19 protein-coding genes and 1 tRNA gene are annotated in these 18,677 nt (G+C 60.9%); all 20 read left to right on the forward strand.

Features of this window, described 5'->3' with window-relative positions; all coding sequences use genetic code 11:
* The first annotated feature begins 5 nt into the window (after positions 1-5).
* Positions 6-986 (forward strand): NAD(P)H-quinone oxidoreductase, encoded by a 981-nt coding sequence (locus tag B7X30_RS02405; RefSeq protein ID WP_286728828.1) that lies wholly within the window; start codon positions 6-8, stop codon positions 984-986.
* A gap of 38 nt (positions 987-1,024) precedes the next feature.
* Entirely contained in the window at positions 1,025-1,774 is a 750-nt protein-coding gene (tpiA, locus tag B7X30_RS02410; RefSeq protein ID WP_286728829.1) for a triose-phosphate isomerase, read from the forward strand.
* Between the two features lie 70 nt (positions 1,775-1,844).
* Positions 1,845-2,270 (forward strand): preprotein translocase subunit SecG, encoded by a 426-nt coding sequence (gene secG / locus B7X30_RS02415; protein WP_013106542.1) that lies wholly within the window; start codon positions 1,845-1,847, stop codon positions 2,268-2,270.
* A gap of 370 nt (positions 2,271-2,640) precedes the next feature.
* A tRNA-Leu gene (locus B7X30_RS02420) sits at positions 2,641-2,725 on the forward strand.
* Positions 2,726-2,781: 56 nt separating this feature from the next.
* A complete protein-coding gene (locus B7X30_RS02425) occupies positions 2,782-3,141 on the forward strand; it encodes an NADH-quinone oxidoreductase subunit A (protein ID WP_013106541.1) in 360 nt (119 codons plus the stop codon).
* Positions 3,142-3,213: 72 nt separating this feature from the next.
* Positions 3,214-3,690, forward strand: a complete 477-nt coding sequence (locus B7X30_RS02430) for a NuoB/complex I 20 kDa subunit family protein (protein ID WP_013106540.1) — start codon at positions 3,214-3,216, stop codon at positions 3,688-3,690.
* 45 nt (positions 3,691-3,735) lie between these two features.
* Positions 3,736-4,365: an NADH-quinone oxidoreductase subunit C gene (locus tag B7X30_RS02435; RefSeq protein ID WP_013106539.1), complete on the forward strand. Its 630-nt coding sequence runs from the start codon at positions 3,736-3,738 to the stop codon at positions 4,363-4,365.
* A gap of 27 nt (positions 4,366-4,392) precedes the next feature.
* Positions 4,393-5,646 carry an NADH-quinone oxidoreductase subunit D gene (locus B7X30_RS02440; protein ID WP_013123811.1) on the forward strand — a complete coding sequence of 418 codons (1,254 nt, stop codon included), beginning with the start codon at positions 4,393-4,395 and terminating at the stop codon, positions 5,644-5,646.
* Between the two features lie 38 nt (positions 5,647-5,684).
* A complete protein-coding gene (nuoE, locus tag B7X30_RS02445) occupies positions 5,685-6,185 on the forward strand; it encodes an NADH-quinone oxidoreductase subunit NuoE (protein ID WP_041608708.1) in 501 nt (166 codons plus the stop codon).
* Positions 6,182-7,510 (forward strand): NADH-quinone oxidoreductase subunit NuoF, encoded by a 1,329-nt coding sequence (nuoF, locus tag B7X30_RS02450; RefSeq protein ID WP_286728830.1) that lies wholly within the window; start codon positions 6,182-6,184, stop codon positions 7,508-7,510. Before nuoE ends, nuoF begins: the two co-directional genes overlap by 4 nt.
* 38 nt (positions 7,511-7,548) lie before the next feature.
* Positions 7,549-9,999, forward strand: coding sequence for an NADH-quinone oxidoreductase subunit NuoG (gene nuoG / locus B7X30_RS02455; protein WP_286728831.1), 2,451 nt, complete (start codon positions 7,549-7,551; stop codon positions 9,997-9,999).
* A gap of 96 nt (positions 10,000-10,095) precedes the next feature.
* A complete protein-coding gene (gene nuoH, locus B7X30_RS02460; protein ID WP_013106534.1) occupies positions 10,096-11,157 on the forward strand; it encodes an NADH-quinone oxidoreductase subunit NuoH in 1,062 nt (353 codons plus the stop codon).
* 9 nt (positions 11,158-11,166) lie between these two features.
* The gene (gene nuoI / locus B7X30_RS02465; protein ID WP_276727035.1) at positions 11,167-11,655 is read left to right on the forward strand and encodes an NADH-quinone oxidoreductase subunit NuoI; all 489 of its coding nucleotides are present in this window, start codon (positions 11,167-11,169) and stop codon (positions 11,653-11,655) included.
* A 98-nt stretch (positions 11,656-11,753) separates the two neighbouring features.
* Positions 11,754-12,383 (forward strand): NADH-quinone oxidoreductase subunit J, encoded by a 630-nt coding sequence (locus B7X30_RS02470; protein WP_286728832.1) that lies wholly within the window; start codon positions 11,754-11,756, stop codon positions 12,381-12,383.
* A 3-nt stretch (positions 12,384-12,386) separates the two neighbouring features.
* A complete protein-coding gene (nuoK, locus tag B7X30_RS02475; RefSeq protein ID WP_013106531.1) occupies positions 12,387-12,701 on the forward strand; it encodes an NADH-quinone oxidoreductase subunit NuoK in 315 nt (104 codons plus the stop codon).
* Between the two features lie 3 nt (positions 12,702-12,704).
* Complete coding sequence (nuoL, locus tag B7X30_RS02480) at positions 12,705-14,735, forward strand: NADH-quinone oxidoreductase subunit L (RefSeq protein WP_286728833.1); 2,031 nt, start codon at positions 12,705-12,707, stop codon at positions 14,733-14,735.
* 20 nt (positions 14,736-14,755) lie between these two features.
* Positions 14,756-16,240: an NADH-quinone oxidoreductase subunit M gene (locus tag B7X30_RS02485; RefSeq protein ID WP_013106529.1), complete on the forward strand. Its 1,485-nt coding sequence runs from the start codon at positions 14,756-14,758 to the stop codon at positions 16,238-16,240.
* An 11-nt stretch (positions 16,241-16,251) separates the two neighbouring features.
* Positions 16,252-17,718 (forward strand): NADH-quinone oxidoreductase subunit NuoN, encoded by a 1,467-nt coding sequence (gene nuoN, locus B7X30_RS02490; protein ID WP_286728834.1) that lies wholly within the window; start codon positions 16,252-16,254, stop codon positions 17,716-17,718.
* Between the two features lie 12 nt (positions 17,719-17,730).
* On the forward strand, positions 17,731-18,048 hold the full coding sequence (locus B7X30_RS02495) for a DUF2818 family protein (RefSeq protein WP_286728835.1): 318 nt from the start codon (positions 17,731-17,733) through the stop codon (positions 18,046-18,048).
* Entirely contained in the window at positions 18,045-18,644 is a 600-nt protein-coding gene (locus B7X30_RS02500) for an NUDIX domain-containing protein (RefSeq protein WP_276709032.1), read from the forward strand. The genes B7X30_RS02495 and B7X30_RS02500 overlap by 4 nt, the downstream gene beginning before the upstream one ends.
* Positions 18,645-18,677 lie beyond the last annotated feature (33 nt).

An 18,677-nucleotide genomic window follows, 5' to 3' on the forward strand; every position in this document is an offset into this window, starting at 1 on the left:
GTTTCATGCGCGCCATCGAAATCTCCCAGCCCGGCGGACCTGATGTCCTGCGTCTTTGCGAGCGGCCCATGCCGCAAGCAGGCGCGGGCGAGGTGTTGCTGCGCGTGCGAGCGTTCGGCGTCAACCGACCCGATGCCTTGCAGCGGCGCGGTCTGTATCCGCCGCCTGCGGGTGCGCCCGACCTTCCGGGGCTAGAAGTCTGCGGTGAAATCGTCTCGGGCGATCTGGCGGGAACCGATTTGCACCAGGGCGATCTCGTCTGCGCGCTCGTCGCCGGGGGGGGCTACGCCGAATATTGCGTGGCGCCCACTGGCCAGTGCCTGCCCTTGCCGGACGGGCTGAGTGCGGAGGAGGGCGCTGCCCTGCCGGAAACCGCGTTCACCGTCTGGCACAACGTGTTCGAGCGTGGGCGCTTGCAAGCCGGTGAGATGCTGCTGGTGCAGGGGGGTAGCAGCGGGATTGGCACGATGGCCATTCAATTGGCTGTGGCCAGTGGCGCACGCGTTGTCGCCACGGCCGGCTCTGACGAAAAATGTGCCGCCTGCCTCCAACTCGGCGCCGAACTGGCCATCAACTATCGCACGCAGGATTTTGTCGAGGCCATACAGGCGCACACAGCAGAGCGTGGCGCCGACGTCATTCTGGACATGGTGGCGGGCAGCTATCTCGCCCGTGAGCAGCGTTGCCTTGCAGAAGAGGGGCGGCTCGTGGTCATCGCCGTGCAGGGGGGCGTGAAGGCCGAAATAGATGCCGGTCTGCTGATGCGCAGGCGTCAGACCCTTACCGGCTCGACTTTGCGCGCGCGCAGCGTGGCCTTCAAGAGCGCCGTTGCGCAGGCCTTGCACAAGACAGTTTGGCCCTGGATCGAGCAAGGTCGTGTGCGACCTGTGATCGACGCGGTATTCCCCGCCGAGGACATCGTGCAGGCGCACCAGCGCATGGAGCAAGGGCAACACATTGGCAAACTCGTGCTGCGCTGGTCTTGAGCCGCGCGCTGTAAAACGACATCAGACAGGAGCAAAGCATGCGTCAGCTATTCGTCGCAGGAAACTGGAAAATGCATGGCAGCCTGGCGAGCAATGCCGCGCTGCTGGCCGAGGTTCTTGCCGGCGTAGGAACCGCGCGTTGTGAAGTGGCGATCTGCGTGCCCTTTCCCTATCTCTCTCAAGTGCAACAACTGCTGCAGACCAGCCAGGTTGCGCTCGGGGCGCAGGATTGCTCGGTGCATCAAAGTGGCGCACACACGGGCGAAGTGTCCGTGAGCATGCTGCAGGATTTTGGCTGCCGCTATGTCATCGTCGGCCACTCCGAGCGCCGTGCCGATCATCATGAATCCGATGTGCTCGTCGCGGCCAAGGCCGAGCGTGCGCTCGAAGCGGGTATGACGCCTATCGTTTGCGTGGGAGAAACACTGGCTGAGCGGGAGTCGGGGCTGACCCGTGCCGTGGTGCTGCGTCAGTTGCTGGCGGTCACCCATCTTCTGCGAGAGCAGACATCGCGCATCGTCGTGGCTTACGAGCCCGTCTGGGCGATCGGCACGGGCCGCACGGCGACCCCGGAGCAGGCGCAAGAAGTGCACGCTGTGCTGCGGGAGCATCTGCGCACGGTGAGCGAAGCCGCTGCGGGTGTGCGGATTCTGTACGGCGGCAGTGTGAAGCCCGACAATGCGGCGGTGTTGTTTTCGCAGGCCGACATCGATGGCGGCCTGATCGGTGGGGCGTCGCTCAAGGCGGCTGATTTTCTGGCGATCACCGCGGCAACGCGCCAAGACTGATTGATTCGCAGGTTCGTCCTGCTTTGTGAAGTGAAGTTGTAAATCGCGCCTGGCGCGGATGAGTGCACAAATGCAAATTCTTTTGACCTTGACTCTGGTGGTGCAGATCCTGTCTGCGCTGGTGATGATCGTTCTGGTGTTGATGCAGCACGGCAAAGGCGCCGATATGGGCGCCTCTTTCGGCTCTGGTGCGTCGGGCAGCCTGTTCGGGGCAACGGGTTCGGCGAATTTTTTGAGCCGCAGCACAGCGGTTGCCGCCACACTGTTTTTCGTTACCACGCTGATGATGGCGTATTTCGGCAACCGCGCCAATTCCGGCGATGGCGGACTGATGGAAAAACTCGCTGCGCCCGCGCCCGTGGCCTCGGTTGCGGCGCCCGCGAAACCAGCGGGTCCGATCAGCGAAATTCCTGGGGTGCCGAGCGCGGTGAGCAAGGCTTCGCAAGCCACCACGCAGCCCAAGACGGCCGCGTCTGCGGCGTCCGCGAGCCGGTAAATTCGCTTGTCATGCACCATCGCTCATCATTGATGGTGCATTGCAGCAAACACAGGCTCTGCGACTTGTCAATCTGATCTGTAGTTGAGCATTGCGTTAGAGCAATATCCGACCGTTGCGTGTTGCTTCGCTGTATTGGAAGCATGTAAGATTCTTTTGTTTTGCAAATCCGGTAACAAACAAGATACGGGGCGGCAAGGGTAAGGTAAGCGCGCTTTACGAAGCGCTTTAAGCTGCCGCGCTGAAGATAGGCCACACAACGGCGATGATCCTCATGATCGCTGTGGACTGTCCTTAAAAAGTTTTGTTGCGCTGGGCCACTTTCGCCGTGCAGGTCAAGCGGTGGTGTTCAGGTGGTATCCGGTTTTGAGCCGACGTGGTGGAATTGGTAGACACGCTATCTTGAGGGGGTAGTGGCGAAAGCTGTGCGAGTTCGAGTCTCGCCGTCGGCACCAAAAGATTGAAGGGCAGGGTGTGAATCCGCCCGAATAACAACAGGAGATGGAGTGCGATGAACCTTGAGCAGTATCTGCCGGTGTTGTTGTTCATCCTGGTGGGCATTGGTGTGGGCGTGGTGCCCCAACTGCTCGGTTACCTGATCGCTCCGCGTCATCCCGACGCCGAGAAAAACTCCCCCTATGAGTGCGGCTTCGAAGCGTTCGAAGACGCGCGGATGAAGTTCGACGTGCGCTACTACCTCGTCGCTATTCTCTTCATCCTGTTCGACCTTGAAATCGCCTTCCTGTTTCCCTGGGCCGTCGCCCTGAAAGACATTGGCCAGATTGGTTTCTGGGCGATGATGATTTTTCTCGCCATCCTCACGATAGGCTTCATTTACGAGTGGAAAAAGGGAGCGCTCGATTGGGAATGAGTCCCTGCGACATAGACTCGTGGTTGGGCTTGCCCTGTAGCGCTAATCTGAATCGATGAGGAGTAAAGCATCATGAGCATTGAAGGCGTTCTGCAGGAAGGTTTCATCACGACTTCCGCAGACAAGCTGATCAACTGGACGCGCACCGGCTCGCTCTGGCCCATGACCTTCGGTCTGGCCTGCTGCGCGGTGGAAATGATGCATGCAGGTGCTGCGCGCTATGACCTGGACCGCTTTGGCATTGTGTTTCGACCCAGTCCGCGTCAGTCCGACTTGATGATCGTGGCCGGTACGCTGTGCAACAAAATGGCCCCCGCGCTGCGTAAGGTCTACGACCAGATGGCCGAGCCGCGCTGGGTGCTCTCCATGGGCTCTTGCGCCAACGGCGGCGGCTATTACCACTACTCTTACTCGGTGGTGCGTGGGTGTGACCGCATCGTGCCGGTGGATGTGTATGTGCCGGGCTGCCCGCCGACTGCCGAAGCGCTGCTTTACGGGCTGATCCAGTTGCAGAACAAGATCCGCAGAACCGAAACGATCGCGCGCTGAACTGCCTGCAAGAACGCGCCCTCATTCACTTCGCAAATCGATGCCATGACCAGCAAGCTCGAACAACTCGACACCGCGCTGCGCGCCGCATTGGGCGAGCGCATTGTGGCCTTGCAGGCCAGCGTGGGCGAACTTACCCTGGATGTTGCCCCGGCACATTACCGCGACGTTTGTCTGGCTCTGCGCGATGACGCCGAACTGCATTTCGAGCAACTCATCGATCTTTGCGGTGTCGATTACGCGCAATATGGCAATGCCGTGCGCGACGAAGCCGGCCGCTTCATGGTGGTCGTGCACCTGTTGTCGCTCAAGCACAACTGGCGATTGCGTGTGCGTGTGCGCTGTGCCGACGATGATCTGCCGCTGGTAGCCTCGATCAACGACATCTGGAACTCGGCCAACTGGTTCGAGCGCGAGGCCTTCGATCTCTACGGCATCATTTTTGAAGGCCACCCGGATTTGCGCCGCATCCTTACCGATTACGGCTTCATCGGTCATCCCTTCCGTAAAGACTTCCCGCTTTCCGGCACGGTGGAAATGCGCTACGACCCCGACAGCAAGCGCGTGATCTACCAGCCTGTCACCATTGAACCCCGCGAGATCACTCCGCGTGTCATTCGCGAGACGGGCTATGGGGGTCTGGGCGGTGTCAGTCGCGCAGGTCTGGGGCGCTGAGCTTGGGGCACTGCTTAGGGCACTGATATGGCTGACATCAAAAACTACACCCTCAACTTCGGCCCGCAGCATCCGGCTGCGCACGGCGTGCTGCGTCTGGTGCTTGAGCTCGACGGCGAGGTGGTGCAGCGGGCAGATCCGCACATTGGCCTGTTGCACCGGGCGACCGAAAAACTGGCGGAGCACAAGACCTACATCCAGGCGCTGCCGTATATGGACCGTCTGGATTATGTGTCCATGATGTGCAACGAGCATGCCTACTGCCTGGCGATTGAAAAGCTGCTGGGTGTCGAGGTTCCGCTGCGTGGGCAATACATCCGGGTGATGTTTGCCGAAATCACCCGCTTGCTCAACCACCTCATGTGGCTGGGCGCGCATGGGCTGGATTGCGGCGCGATGACCGTGTTTCTCTACGCTTTCCGCGAGCGCGAAGATTTGTTCGATATGTACGAGGCGGTGTCGGGTGCGCGGATGCATGCGGCCTATTTTCGCCCGGGCGGCGTTTATCGCGATCTGCCCGACCGCATGGCGCAATACGGTGAGTCGAAGATTCGCAATGCCCGCGCCGTCGAGGCCCGCAACGCCGGGCGCCAGGGCTCGCTGCTCGATTTCATCGACGACTTTACCCAGCGGTTCCCGGCCTATGTCGATGAATACGAAACCCTGCTGACTGACAACCGCATCTGGAAGCAGCGCACGGTGGGAATCGGCGTGGTCTCTCCGGAGCGGGCGATGAATCTGGGGATGACCGGCCCGATGCTGCGCGGCTCCGGAGTGGTGTGGGACCTGCGCAAGACTCAGCCCTACGACGTTTATGACCGCATGGATTTCGATATTCCTGTGGGCAAGAACGGCGACTGCTATGACCGTTATCTGGTGCGCATGGAAGAAATGCGCCAGTCCAACCGCATCATCAAACAGTGCGTGGACTGGCTGCGGGCCAACCCCGGCCCGGTGATTACCGACAACCATAAAGTTGCGGCCCCCGCGCGCGAGGAAATGAAGACCAGCATGGAAGCGCTGATCCATCATTTCAAGCTGTTCAGCGAAGGCATGCGGGTTCCTGAAGGTCAGGCCTATGCCGCCGTCGAGCATCCCAAGGGCGAGTTTGGCATCTATCTCGTGTCGGATGGGGCGAACAAGCCTTATCGTCTCAAGATCCGCGCGCCCGGCTTTGCCCATCTGGCTGCGCTCGATGAAATGTCGCGCGGCCACATGATCGCCGACGTCGTGGCCATCATCGGCACGCTGGACATTGTTTTCGGGGAGATCGACCGCTGATGGACCGCTCGCCTGTCACTTGTGAAATGCAACGCATGATGTTGTCCGAATCCACCCGCCAGCGCATCGACCTGGAAGTGGCCAAATATCCGCCCGAGCAGAAGCAGTCGGCGGTCATCGCGGCGCTGTCCATCGTCCAGCAGGAGCAGGGCTGGGTGTCGCCCGAGGCCGAGAAGGCGGTGGCCGACTACCTCGGCATGCCGCCAATCGCCGTGCACGAGGTGGTGACCTTCTACAACATGTTCAACACCCGGCCGGTCGGACGCTTCAAGCTCAACGTCTGCACCAATCTGCCGTGCGCCCTGAGCGGCGGCGAAGCGGCGGCTCAGTATTTGAGCGAAAAGTTGGGTGTGGCGCTGGGCGAAACCACGCCCGACGGAGTTTTCACCCTGCAAGAGTCCGAATGCCTGGGCGCCTGCGGCGATGCCCCGGCCATGCTGGTCAACGATCGTCGGCTGTGCAGCTTCATGCGCCCCGAGCGTCTCGATGCGCTGGTGGAAGAACTGCGTGCAGAGGCGGCCAAGGGAGAGTCGAAATGAGTCGGCCATTCGGACAAAGCACTGGGCAGGAAAGCTGTTTTCACGGACGTCATCTGCAGCCGCAGATCCTCGCTGGGCTGAACGGCGAGAATTGGGATCTGCAGGGCTACCTGGCGCGCGATGGCTACCAGGCGCTGCGCAAAATCCTCACCGAAGGCTGGACGCCCGAACAAGTCATCGCCGAAGTCAAGGCCTCGGCCTTGCGTGGCAGAGGTGGCGCTGGTTTTCCCACCGGGCTGAAGTGGAGTTTCATGCCGCGTCAGTTTCCGGGGCAGAAGTATCTGGTGTGCAACTCCGACGAGGGCGAGCCGGGCACCTTCAAAGACCGTGACATCCTGCGCTTCAACCCGCATGCGGTGATCGAAGGCATGACCATCGCCGCCTTCGCCATGGGCATCACCGTGGGCTACAACTACATCCACGGCGAGATTTTCGAGGATTACGACCGGTTCGAAGAAGCGCTGCGACAAGCGCGCGATGCAGGCTATCTGGGCGACAACATCCTGGGCAGCAACTTCAGCTTCCAGTTGCATGCCGCGCATGGTTTTGGCGCCTACATTTGCGGCGAGGAAACCGCGCTGCTCGAATCGCTCGAAGGCAAGAAGGGTCAGCCGCGCTTCAAGCCGCCTTTTCCCGCGAGCTTTGGCCTGTATGGCAAACCCACCACGATCAACAACACCGAGACCTTTGCCGCGGTGCCGTGGATCATCCGCAACGGCGGCCAGGCTTATCTCGAAGTGGGCAAACCCAATAACGGCGGCACCAAGATTTATTCGGTGTCGGGTGACGTCGCCAAACCGGGCAACTACGAAGTGCCCATGGGCACTTCGTTTGCCAAATTGCTCGAACTCGCCGGGGGCATGCGCGAAGGGCGCGAGCTCAAGGCTGTGATTCCCGGCGGATCATCGGCTCCGGTGCTGCCCGCCAGCATCATGATGGACTGCACCATGGATTACGACTCCATCGCCAAGGCAGGCTCCATGCTGGGTTCGGGCGCGGTGATTGTGCTCAACGATACCCGCTGCATGGTGAAGTCGCTGATGCGTCTGTCCTACTTCTACCAGCATGAGTCCTGCGGGCAGTGCACGCCGTGTCGCGAAGGCACGGGCTGGCTGTGGCGCGTGGTGCACCGCATCGAAAACGGCCAGGGACGGATGGAAGACCTCGACCTGCTCAACTCGGTGTCCGACAACATCGCCGGGCGCACCATTTGCGCGCTGGGCGATGCGGCGGCCATGCCGGTGAAGTCGTTCGTCAAGCACTTCCGGCCTGAGTTCGAGCATCACATCACCCACAAGACCTGCCTCGTGCCAGCCTATGTTTGAGCCGCTCTTTGTCCCGATTCTGCACAGGACGCACCATCATGGTTGAACTCGAAATCGACGGTCAAAAAGTCCAGGTGCCCGAGGGCGCCATGGTCATGGATGCGGCCACGCAACTCGGCATCTATGTGCCGCATTTTTGCTATCACCACAAGTTGACCATCGCCGCCAACTGCCGCATGTGTCTGGTCGATGTGGAAAAGGCGCCCAAGCCGCTGCCGGCCTGCGCCACCCCGGCCGCGCAGGGCATGGTCGTGCGTACCCATTCCGAGCGTGCGCTTCAGGCGCAGAAAGGGGTGATGGAGTTTCTGCTCATCAACCATCCGCTCGATTGCCCGATCTGCGACCAGGGCGGTGAGTGCCAATTGCAGGATCTGGCCGTGGGCTATGGCGGCTCGGCCTCGCGCTACACCGAAGAAAAGCGCGTCATCTTCCACAAGGACGCGGGCCCGCTCATCGCCATGGAAGAGATGAGCCGCTGCATCCAGTGCACGCGCTGCGTGCGCTTCGGCCAAGAAATTGCCGGCATCATGGAACTCGGCATGGCCAACCGCGGCGAGCATTCCGAGATCATGACTTTCGTCGGCAGCACGGTCGATTCCGAGCTGTCGGGAAATATGATCGACATCTGTCCGGTCGGCGCGCTCACCAGTAAGCCGTTCCGCTACAGCGCCCGCACCTGGGAACTGTCGCGCCGCGCTTCCATCAGCCCGCACGACAGCGTGGGCGCCAATCTCATCGTGCAGGTCAAGGGCGACCGCGTGATGCGCGTGGTGCCGCAAGAGAACGAAGCCGTCAACGAATGTTGGATCTCCGACCGCGATCGTTTCGCCTACGAAGGACTCAACAGTCCCGAGCGGCTGACTGCGCCGCAAATCCGCGAAAACGGGCGGTGGAAGTCAGTCGACTGGCAAACCGCGCTCGAATTTACCGTGCAAGGCTTGCGTCGTGCCATGGGGCAGGAGGGCGGTGCCGCGCTGGCAGCCCTGGCCGTGCCCACCAGCACAGTGGAAGAGCTGTATTTGCTGAAAAAACTGCTGACCGCGCTGGGCAGCAACAGCCTGGACACCCGCCTGCGTCAGAGCGATTTTTCCGGTGACGCCAACGCAGCGGCCATTCCCTGGCTGGGCATGCCGATTGCCGACATGGGGCAGTTGCAGGCCGCTCTGTTCATCGGCAGCACCTTGCGCAAGGAGCAGCCGCTGCTGTCGGCTCGCGTGCGGCAAGCGGCCAAGGCCGGGGCCAAAATTTCCACCCTGCACGCGGCAAACGACGATTGGCTCATGCCCCTGCACGCTCGCATTGCCGCTGCGCCCAGTCTATGGGTTGCCGAGTTGGCTGGGGTGGCGCGTGCCGTGGCTCAGGTCAAAGGCATCGAGGCGCCGGCCGGTCTACAGGCCGTGGCGACGCCGAGTGCTCAGGCTCAGGCGATCGCGGCCAGCCTGCTCGGCGGCGAACACAAGGCCGTGTTCCTCGGCGACTCAGCCGTGCAACATCCGCAGGCTGCGACGCTGCGCGCCCTCGCGCAGTGGATCGCGCGTGAGGTCGGCGGCATCTGCGGCGATCTGACCGAGGCGGGCAACACGGTGGGCGCTGCGCTGCTGGGGGTATCGCCCCTGGCTCCTGGCCGTGATGTCGCCAAAATCATCGCTCAGCCGCCGCGCGCCATGATGCTGTTCGGCGTTGAGCCGGAGGAAGACAGCGCTGACCCGGTCGCCCTGCACAAAGCGCTGGAGCAGGCCGAGTTCATTGTCTCGTTTAGCCCCTTTGTTGACGCGGCTGAGGGCTACGCGCACGTCATGCTGCCGATCGCACCCTTTACCGAAACGGCGGGTAGCCTGGTCAATGCCGAAGGTCGGCTGCAGAGTTTCAATCCCGTCGTACAGCCTCTGGGTGAGACTCGTCCTGGATGGAAAGTGCTGCGCGTGCTGGGCAATCTATTCGAGCTGCAGGGATTCGACTACCAGAGTGCTGCGGAGGTTCGCACTGAGGCCTTCGCGGGCCTGGGTGGCGTTGATCAAGGCGGCGCCGACCAGATCGCCGCCCGTCTGGCGCAGTCCACGCCCCTGGACTTGCCATCTGAGTTGCCTGCCGCGGTGGCCCCTGCGATCGAGCGATTTGCGCCGGTGCCGATCTATTCGAGCGACGCCATCGTGCGTCGCGCGCCTAGCCTGCAACGCACGCGCGATGCGCGCAACGCCCGCATGGTGGGCGTGTCCACCGCCTTGTGGGAGCAACTCGGCCTGCAGAACGGCGATTCGGTGCGCGTGAAGGTTGATACGGTTGATGCGCAAAGCGTGGTGTTACCCGCGCGCTGTGACGACGCGCTGGCCCCCACGGTGGTCAGCATTGCTGCGGCCTGGGCCGAGGCGGCGCCCTTGGGTGCGCTCGGAGCGATGTCTGGTGCGGTTCAGGTCGAGCGGGTGAGCGCCGTGGCTGCCGTTCCTGCCGCCGCAGTTCCCACCGCCCCTGCAAGCCCTGAAAGGGTCTGAGATGAAATACTCTTGGCCCTCACAATGTTCGCAAAGTTTTCCCTCTCCCAAGGGGAATGAAGCGCGCCTGGCGCGATCTCACGCATCCTGCTGATCATGCTCGAATCCTTCAACCAAGGTGGACTTTCCCTGCTCGGGCCGATTGCCTGGCCGATCGTCTGGAACCTGATCAAGATCATCGTCATCGTCGCGCCGCTGATGGGAGCCGTGGCGTATCTCACGCTCTGGGAGCGCAAGCTGATCGGCTGGATTCAGATCCGCATCGGCCCCAACCGCGTCGGTCCGTTCGGCCTGCTGCAGCCCATCGCCGATGGCCTCAAGCTGCTGCTCAAGGAAATCGTCATCCCGTTCCGCTCGAACAAGCGTCTGTTCCTGCTGGGGCCGGTGATGACCATCATGCCGGCCTTGGCCGCCTGGGCGGTGATTCCGTTCGGGCCGGACGTCGCGCTCGCCAATGTCAACGCCGGATTGCTCCTGCTGCTGGCGCTCACTTCTCTTGAGGTCTATGGCGTGATCATCGCCGGTTGGGCGTCGAACTCCAAATACGCCTTCCTGGGCGCCATGCGCGCTTCGGCACAGATGGTGAGCTATGAAATCGCCATGGGTTTCGCCATGGTCATCGTGCTCATGGTGTCCGGCAGCCTGAACATGACCGAAATCGTGATGGGGCAGACCCATGGCACTTTTGCCTCCATGGGCCTGAACTTCCTCTCCTGGAACTGGCTGCCGCTGCTGCCCATTTTTGTGGTCTATTTCATTGCCGGTGTGGCCGAGACCAATCGTGCGCCCTTCGACGTGGTGGAAGGCGAATCGGAAATCGTTGCCGGCCACATGGTCGAGTATTCGGGCATGGCCTTCGCCATGTTCTTCCTGGCCGAATACGCCAACATGATCCTGATCTCCATCCTCACCACGGTCATGTTCCTGGGCGGATGGGATGCGCCGGTGGCCTTCCTCGGTTTCATTCCGGGGTGGATCTGGCTGGGCATAAAGACTTTTGTCGTGGTCAGCATGTTTCTCTGGCTGCGGGCCACCTTCCCGCGCTATCGCTACGACCAGATCATGCGCCTGGGCTGGAAGATTTTCATTCCCGTCACCCTCATCTGGCTTGTCGTGGTGGCCGCCTGGATGCAAACCCCCTGGAATATCTGGAAGTGAGGCAGAACCATGGCCGCTTTGCGTGACACCTTCAACAGCTTTTTTCTGGTCGAACTCTTCAAGGGTCTGGCGCTGACGGGCAAGTACGCCTTCAAGAGCAAGATCACGGTGCAGTACCCGGAAGAGAAGACGCCGCTGTCGCCGCGTTTTCGTGGCCTGCATGCGCTGCGCCGTTATCCCAATGGCGAAGAGCGTTGCATCGCCTGCAAGCTCTGCGAGGCCGTGTGCCCGGCAATGGCCATCACCATCGAATCGGAGCAGCGTGACGATGGCACCCGCCGCACCACCCGCTACGACATCGATCTGACCAAGTGCATTTTCTGCGGGCTGTGCGAAGAAAGCTGCCCGGTCGACTCCATCGTCGAAACCTCGATTTTTGAATACCACGGTGAAAAGCGTGGCGATCTCTACTTCACCAAAGAGATGCTGCTGGCCGTGGGAGACCGCTATGAAAAAGACATCGCCGCCACCAAGGAGGCCGACGCCCCATACCGCTGATCGCTGAAGCTCGCCGCAAGGCATGGGCGGGCTCTGGCGATTGTCCCCACTGTTTCTAGGCCGACGGCTTGCGCTGCGGCAAGGCCCTTGTTGTGACCATGGACGTTCAAACCATCCTGTTCTACCTGTTCTCCGCCGTGCTGCTATTTGCCGCGCTGCGTGTGATCACGGCGCGTAACCCGGTGCACTCCGCGCTTTATCTGGTGCTGGCGTTCTTCCAGATGTCGGCTATCTGGCTGCTGCTGCGCGCCGAGTTTCTCGCCATCGTGCTGGTGCTGGTGTACGTCGGCGCGGTGATGGTGCTGTTCCTCTTTGTGGTGATGATGCTCGACATCAACCTCGACAGCATACGCAAGGGGTTCTGGCGCTATTTTCCTGTAGCAGCGCTGGTGGGCGTGCTCATCGTGCTGGAAATGGCCGCCGTGCTGATGCAGGGCTTCCAGATTGGCGGCATGACGCGCGCTGCGCAGGTCGGGGCAGCGGCCTCTGCCGACAATCCGCTCACCCATCTGTCCAACACCCGCGCGCTGGGCGTGGTGCTGTATTCGCAATTCCTGTTCGCGGTGGAAATTGCGGCGGTCATTTTGCTCGTGGCCATCATCGCGGCCATCGCGCTCACGTTGCGCCGGCGCAAGGATGTGCGGCATATGCCGGCTTCCGAGCAGATCAAGGCCCGCCGCGCAGACCGCGTGCGGCTTGTATCCATGCCCGCCCAACCCAAGGAGTAAGCCATGCTCGGTTCACTCACCCTGGCGCATTACCTGGTGCTCGGCGCCATTCTGTTCGCTATCTCGGTCGTCGGCATTTTTCTCAATCGCCGCAATCTCATTGTCATCCTCATGGCCATTGAGCTCATGCTGCTGGCGGTGAATCTGAATTTCATCGCCTTCTCGCACTACCTGCAGGATTTTGGCGGACAGGTGTTCGTGTTCTTCATCCTCACCGTCGCTGCGGCGGAGTCGGCCATCGGTCTGGCCATTCTGGTGGTGCTGTTCCGCAACCTCAACACCATCGACGTCGAGGATCTCGACCAACTCAAGGGCTGATCGATGCAAGCCACGCTGAATCCCACCTTGCTGCCGGTCATCGCACTGGCGCCTCTCGTCTCGTCCATCATCGTCGGCCTGTTCGGCCGAAGCATCGGCCGATCGGCTTCGCACTGGCTGACCACGCTCTCGGTCGGATTGTCTTTCGTGCTGTCGCTCATCGTCCTCAATGACGTCATCAACGGCGCCCGCTTCAACGCCACGATTTATGAGTGGATGGTGGTGGGCAAGCTGCACATGGAAGTCGGTTTCATGATCGACGGCCTGTCGGCGCTGATGATGGCTGTCGTCACGTTCGTCTCGCTCGCGGTGCACATCTACACCATCGGCTACATGGCCGACGACGACGGCTACCAGCGCTTTTTCAGCTACATCTCCTTGTTCACCTTCTCCATGCTGATGCTGGTGATGAGCAACAACATGCTGCAGTTGTTCTTCGGCTGGGAGGCGGTGGGCTTGGTGTCGTATCTGCTGATCGGCTTCTGGTACACGCGGCCCACGGCGGTATTCGCCAATATGAAGGCCTTCATCGTCAACCGCGTGGGCGACTTCGGCTTCATTCTGGGCATTGGTCTGCTGGCGGCCTACACCGGCAGCCTGAACTACACCGAAATTTTCGCCAAGGGGCCGGAGCTGGCGCTGTTGCATCTGCCGGGCACCGACTGGATGCTGATCACAGTGGCGTGCATTTCCCTGTTCATCGGCGCCATGGGCAAGAGCGCGCAGTTCCCGCTGCATGTCTGGCTGCCCGATTCGATGGAAGGCCCGACGCCGATCTCGGCGCTCATTCACGCTGCCACCATGGTGACGGCGGGTATTTTCATGGTGGCGCGCATGTCGCCGCTGTTCGAGTTGTCGAACACTGCGCTGTCTTTCATTCTGGTCATCGGCGCGATCACCGCGCTGTTCATGGGCATCCTGGGCGTGGTGCAAACCGACATCAAGCGGGTCATTGCCTACTCCACCCTATCGCAGCTCGGCTACATGACCGTGGCGCTGGGGGCTTCGGCCTACTCGGTGGCGATTTTCCACCTGATGACCCATGCGTTCTTCAAGGCTTTGCTGTTCCTCGCGGCGGGCTCGGTGATCATCGGCATGCACCATGACCAGGACATGCGCCATATGGGCGGTCTGCGCAAATACATGCCCATCACCTGGATTACCTTCCTGATCGGCGGTCTGGCGCTCAGCGGCATTCCGCCGTTCGCTGGCTTTTTCTCCAAAGACAGCATCATCGAGGCGGTGCATGCCAGCGATCTGCCGGGAGCGGGCTTTGCTTACTTCGCCGTGCTCTCCAGTGTGTTCGTCACTGCGCTCTACACCTTTCGCATGTATTTCATGGTGTTCCATGGCGAAGAGCGCTTCCGGCACATGGCGCACGATGCGCATGGACATGATCATGGGCATGATCACGGACACGATGGCGCTCACGAGCCGCACGAGTCGCCGTGGGTGGTGACGGTGCCGCTCATCATGCTGGCCATTCCGTCCGTCCTCGCAGGCTATCTTTTCATTCAGCCGCTGCTGTACGGGCACTTTTTCGGGAACTCGATTTTTGTCAACGCGGCGGCCCACCCGGCCATGCGCGATCTCGCTGAGCACTGGCACGGCCAGATTCAGATGATGATTCACGGCTTGTTGTCGATGCCGCTGTGGCTGGCGCTTGCCGGCATTGCCACGGCCTACTACGGCTATATGGTGAACCTGCGCTTCCCGCAGGCTGTGCGGCGCATGCTGGGGCCGATCTATACCGTGCTCGAAAACAATTACTTCTTCGACTGGTTCAACCAGAACGTGCTGGCTTCTGGCATGCGTCTGCTGGGCACGGGCCTGTGGAAAGGCGGTGATGTGGGTCTGATCGATGGTCTGCTGGTCAACGGTACGGCGCGCGTGGTCGGCTGGACAGCACGGGTGGTGCGCCTGCTGCAGACCGGCTACATCTATTACTACGCCCTGGCGATGATTGCCGGCGTGGTGGTGTTCATGGGCTATTTTGTTCCGGGCAAGCTGTTGTCCGGCTGGTTCATCCGATAACAGCGAAGCGCGATACAAGCATGCAATCTCTCCCTTTGCTCAGTCTGTCCATCTGGATTCCCATCGCCTTCGGTGTCTTGCTGCTCTTTGTTCAAGGCGAGCAACGCGCTGCGGCGGCGCGCTGGCTGGCGCTGATCGGCTCGCTGATCTCCTTTCTCATCACCCTGCCGCTGATCACCGGCTTCGACAACGCCCAGGCGGGCATGCAGTTTGTCGAGTCCGTGCCCTGGATTCGGCCGTTCAACATCAATTACGCGCTGGGCATCGACGGTGTGTCGCTGTGGTTCGTGCCGCTGACCGCTTTGATGACTGTGATCGTGATCATCAGCGCCTGGGAGGTCATCAAAGATCGCGTCAGCCTTTATCTCGGCGCTTTCCTCATTTTGTCGGGCCTGATGATCGGCGTGTTTGCCGCGACCGATGCCCTGCTGTTCTATGTGTTCTTCGAGGCCACGCTCATACCGATGTATCTGATCATCGGCATCTGGGGCGGGCCGCGGCGGGTGTATGCCGCCTTCAAGTTCTTCCTCTACACCCTGGCTGGTTCGCTCCTCATGCTGGTGGCGCTGATCTATCTTTACCTGCAGTCGGGCGGAAGTTTCGACATCGCCAACTGGTATCACGTGCCGCTGTCGATGACGGCGCAGATTTTCATATTCATCGCCTTCTTCTTCGCCTTCGCGGTGAAGATTCCGATGTGGCCGGTGCACACCTGGTTGCCAGATGCGCACGTTGAAGCGCCTACCGGCGGCTCGGTGATTCTGGCGGCCATCATGCTCAAGCTCGGCGCCTACGGTTTCATCCGTTTCTCCCTGCCCATGCTGCCAGACGCCAGCCATGCGCTCGCGCCGGTCATGATCGCGCTATCGCTGATTGCGGTGATCTACATCGGTTTTGTCGCGCTGGTGCAGGCCGACATGAAAAAGCTGGTGGCGTATTCCTCCATCGCGCACATGGGCTTTGTCACTCTGGGTTTTTTCCTGTTTTCCGACCTGGGTGTGCAGGGCGGGTTGGTGCAGATGATCTCGCATGGTTTCATTTCCGGCGCCATGTTCCTGACCATCGGCGTGCTGTATGACCGCATGCACACCCGCCAGATTGCCGATTACGGCGGAGTGACCAACACCATGCCCAAGTTCGCCGCGCTGGCCGTGCTGTTCGGTATGGCCAACGCCGGCCTGCCCGGCACCAGCGGTTTTGTCGGCGAGTGGATGGTGATTCTGGCTGCGGTGAAATTCAATTTCTGGATCGGCCTGCTGGCCGCGACCACGCTCATTCTGGCTGCGAGCTATACCTTGTGGATGATCAAACGGGTGTATTTCGGGCCGGTGGGCAATGACCATGTAGCCGCGCTCAAGGACATCGGCGCCCGTGAATTCTTCATGCTCGCCGTGCTGGTCGGCGCGGTGCTGTGGATGGGCGTGTATCCCAAATTCTTCACCGATCCGATGCAGGCCTCGGTGCAACATCTGCTGCAGTTTGCGGCGTCTTCCAAATTGCAGTGACAACAACCGCCATGAACTGGATCGCCATTTATCCGGAAATTCTCCTGCTCGTGCTGGCCTGCGTGGTCATGCTCGTCGACCTGTTCGTCAAAGATGCGCAGCACCGAGTGAGCTATTGGCTGACGCTGCTGGGACTGGTGGGTATCGGCGTGCTTTGCGGGCTTTACTACGCCTCGGGCATGCAGCAGTTCGCCATGGCGCGTGCGCTTATCGTCGATCCGATGGCCATGCTGCTCAAGCTTTTCACGGTCATCGCCACCATCGTCACCTTGGTTTACTCTCGGCGCTACGCCCTGGATCGCGGCATGTGGGGCGGCGAGTTGTTCAGCCTGGTGCTGCTGTCTCTGCTCGGGCAGTTCATCATGATCTCGGGAAACAACCTGCTGACCATCTATCTGGGGCTGGAGTTGCTGTCGCTGGCGCTCTACGCCATGGTTGCGCTGCGGCGCGATCACACGCAGTCCACCGAGGCGGCGATGAAATATTTCATCCTCGGCGCGTTGGCTTCGGGCTTCCTGCTCTACGGCATGTCGATGCTGTATGGCGCCACCGGTTCGCTTGATCTGGTCACCATCTTCCGCATGATCGCGGTCGAGCCGATCAACCGCGCCGTGCTCGTGCTCGGGGTGGTGTTCATCGTTGCAGGTCTGGCGTTCAAGCTCGGAGCCGTGCCCTTCCACATGTGGATTCCCGACGTCTATCAGGGCGCGCCCACGGCTGTGGTGCTGATGGTGGGCGCGGCGCCCAAACTGGCGGCCTTCGCCATGGCGATTCGCCTGCTGGTGGAAGGCATGTTCCCGCTGGCGATGGACTGGCAGGGCATGCTGGTGGTGCTGGCGGTGCTGTCCATCGGTCTGGGCAATCTGGCGGCCATTGCGCAGACCAACCTCAAGCGCATGCTGGCGTATTCCACCATCGCCCAGATCGGCTTCGTGCTCCTCGCGCTGCTCTCAGGCATGCTCAACGGCAATGGGCTCTCCGCCTCCACTGCCTACAGCGGCGCGATGTTCTACATGGTCATTTACGTGCTCACCACGCTGGGCACCTTCGGCGTGATTCTGCTGCTGGCGCGCGAAGGTTTCGAGGCCGAAGACATCCGCGATTTTGCCGGTCTGGCCAAAACTGACCCCTGGATGGCAGGTGTCATGACGTTTCTTTTATTCTCTCTGGCTGGCATCCCGCCGTTCGCTGGTTTTTATGCCAAGCTCGAAGTGCTCACCATTCTGCTCAATACCGGGCGGGTCTGGCTGGTGGTGTACTCGGTCATCCTCTCGGTCATCGGTGCGTATTACTACATTCGTGTGATCAAGGTGATGTATTTTGATGCACCCACGGCGCTTTCGACCTCGCGCGCAAGTGGAGTGGGCGGAGCGCGCGCCCTGTTGTCGCTCAATGGTCTGGCGGTTTTATTTCTTGGGTTGATGCCCGGTGGTTTGATGACCTTGTGTTATCAGGCCATCGCCAACACCCTGCACTGAAAGCGTTTCCCTATGCAGAATTCCGCAATCTGGTTGGTTATCGTTCTGGCGTTCGTCGCCGCCAACCTGCCGTTTGTTTCCAACCGCTTCTTCCTGGTCATTCCGCTCAAGAAAACCCCCAAGTTGATCTGGCTACGTCTGCTCGAGCTGCTGATTCTGTTCTTTGTCGTCGGCTTCATTGGCATGGCGCTCGAAGCGCGGATCGGCCAGAACTATCCACAGCATTGGGAGTTCTATGCCGTCTCTGTCGCCATGTTCCTGGTGCTGGCCTTTCCCGGTTATGTGCTGCGTTACATGGTCAAGCGTCATCCGGCCCCGAGTCGCACATGAGCGGCGATCCGGCGCGTGTGCCGCAGGCAGCGGCCTTGCGCGAACATACGCTCGACAGCGAGATGGTGTTTCGCGGCACCTTCCTCAATATTTCGCGCGATCTGGTGCGGCTGGCCAACGGCGCGCAGGTGACCCGCGAATACATCCGCCACTCCGGCGCGGTGATGATCATTCCCCTGCTCGATAACGGCAAGGTGCTGATGGAGCGCCAGTTCCGCACGCCGATGCAGCGGGTCATGGTGGAGTTTCCCGCGGGCAAACTCGACGCGGGTGAGAGCTGGCTGGCTTGTGCCCAGCGCGAACTGAGCGAGGAAACCGGCTACAGCGCGAAGCAGTGGGCCTATATCGGACCGATCAACAACGCGATTTCCTACTCCGACGAAACCATTCATCTCGCTTTCGCGCGCGGTCTGGTCGCAGGTCGCCAATCGCTCGACGACAACGAACTGCTCGATGTTTTCGAGGCCAGTCCGCAAGACACCCTCGACTGGGTGCGCAATGGCCAGATCACCGACGTCAAGACCGTGATCGGCGCGTTCTGGCTGGAAAAATTGCTGCAAAACACCTGGAACTTCGACTGGCAGGACGTGGCCTGACGCTGTAGCTCAGATGCGGCGCTGAACCAGCAG

Origin of the sequence: Thiomonas sp. 13-64-67, from assembly GCF_002282795.1 — a bacterium.
Lineage (GTDB): Bacteria > Pseudomonadota > Gammaproteobacteria > Burkholderiales > Burkholderiaceae_C > Thiomonas > Thiomonas arsenitoxydans.

What these genes read in the sequence shown, in the direction of transcription:
- nuoE (WP_041608708.1), top strand. Translation starts at nt 5,685, where the DNA reads ATGTTGTCCGAATCCACCCGCCAGCGCATCGACCTGGAAGTGGCCAAA.
- nuoH (WP_013106534.1), top strand. Translation starts at nt 10,096, where the DNA reads ATGCTCGAATCCTTCAACCAAGGTGGACTTTCCCTGCTCGGGCCGATT.
- nuoI (WP_276727035.1), top strand. Translation starts at nt 11,167, where the DNA reads ATGGCCGCTTTGCGTGACACCTTCAACAGCTTTTTTCTGGTCGAACTC.
- B7X30_RS02495 (WP_286728835.1), top strand. Translation starts at nt 17,731, where the DNA reads ATGCAGAATTCCGCAATCTGGTTGGTTATCGTTCTGGCGTTCGTCGCC.
- B7X30_RS02435 (WP_013106539.1), top strand. Translation starts at nt 3,736, where the DNA reads ATGACCAGCAAGCTCGAACAACTCGACACCGCGCTGCGCGCCGCATTG.
- B7X30_RS02425 (WP_013106541.1), top strand. Translation starts at nt 2,782, where the DNA reads ATGAACCTTGAGCAGTATCTGCCGGTGTTGTTGTTCATCCTGGTGGGC.
- tpiA (WP_286728829.1), top strand. Translation starts at nt 1,025, where the DNA reads ATGCGTCAGCTATTCGTCGCAGGAAACTGGAAAATGCATGGCAGCCTG.
- B7X30_RS02470 (WP_286728832.1), top strand. Translation starts at nt 11,754, where the DNA reads ATGGACGTTCAAACCATCCTGTTCTACCTGTTCTCCGCCGTGCTGCTA.
- B7X30_RS02430 (WP_013106540.1), top strand. Translation starts at nt 3,214, where the DNA reads ATGAGCATTGAAGGCGTTCTGCAGGAAGGTTTCATCACGACTTCCGCA.
- B7X30_RS02440 (WP_013123811.1), top strand. Translation starts at nt 4,393, where the DNA reads ATGGCTGACATCAAAAACTACACCCTCAACTTCGGCCCGCAGCATCCG.
- B7X30_RS02500 (WP_276709032.1), top strand. Translation starts at nt 18,045, where the DNA reads ATGAGCGGCGATCCGGCGCGTGTGCCGCAGGCAGCGGCCTTGCGCGAA.
- nuoF (WP_286728830.1), top strand. Translation starts at nt 6,182, where the DNA reads ATGAGTCGGCCATTCGGACAAAGCACTGGGCAGGAAAGCTGTTTTCAC.
- B7X30_RS02405 (WP_286728828.1), top strand. Translation starts at nt 6, where the DNA reads ATGCGCGCCATCGAAATCTCCCAGCCCGGCGGACCTGATGTCCTGCGT.
- B7X30_RS02485 (WP_013106529.1), top strand. Translation starts at nt 14,756, where the DNA reads ATGCAATCTCTCCCTTTGCTCAGTCTGTCCATCTGGATTCCCATCGCC.
- nuoG (WP_286728831.1), top strand. Translation starts at nt 7,549, where the DNA reads ATGGTTGAACTCGAAATCGACGGTCAAAAAGTCCAGGTGCCCGAGGGC.
- secG (WP_013106542.1), top strand. Translation starts at nt 1,845, where the DNA reads ATGCAAATTCTTTTGACCTTGACTCTGGTGGTGCAGATCCTGTCTGCG.
- nuoL (WP_286728833.1), top strand. Translation starts at nt 12,705, where the DNA reads ATGCAAGCCACGCTGAATCCCACCTTGCTGCCGGTCATCGCACTGGCG.
- nuoK (WP_013106531.1), top strand. Translation starts at nt 12,387, where the DNA reads ATGCTCGGTTCACTCACCCTGGCGCATTACCTGGTGCTCGGCGCCATT.
- nuoN (WP_286728834.1), top strand. Translation starts at nt 16,252, where the DNA reads ATGAACTGGATCGCCATTTATCCGGAAATTCTCCTGCTCGTGCTGGCC.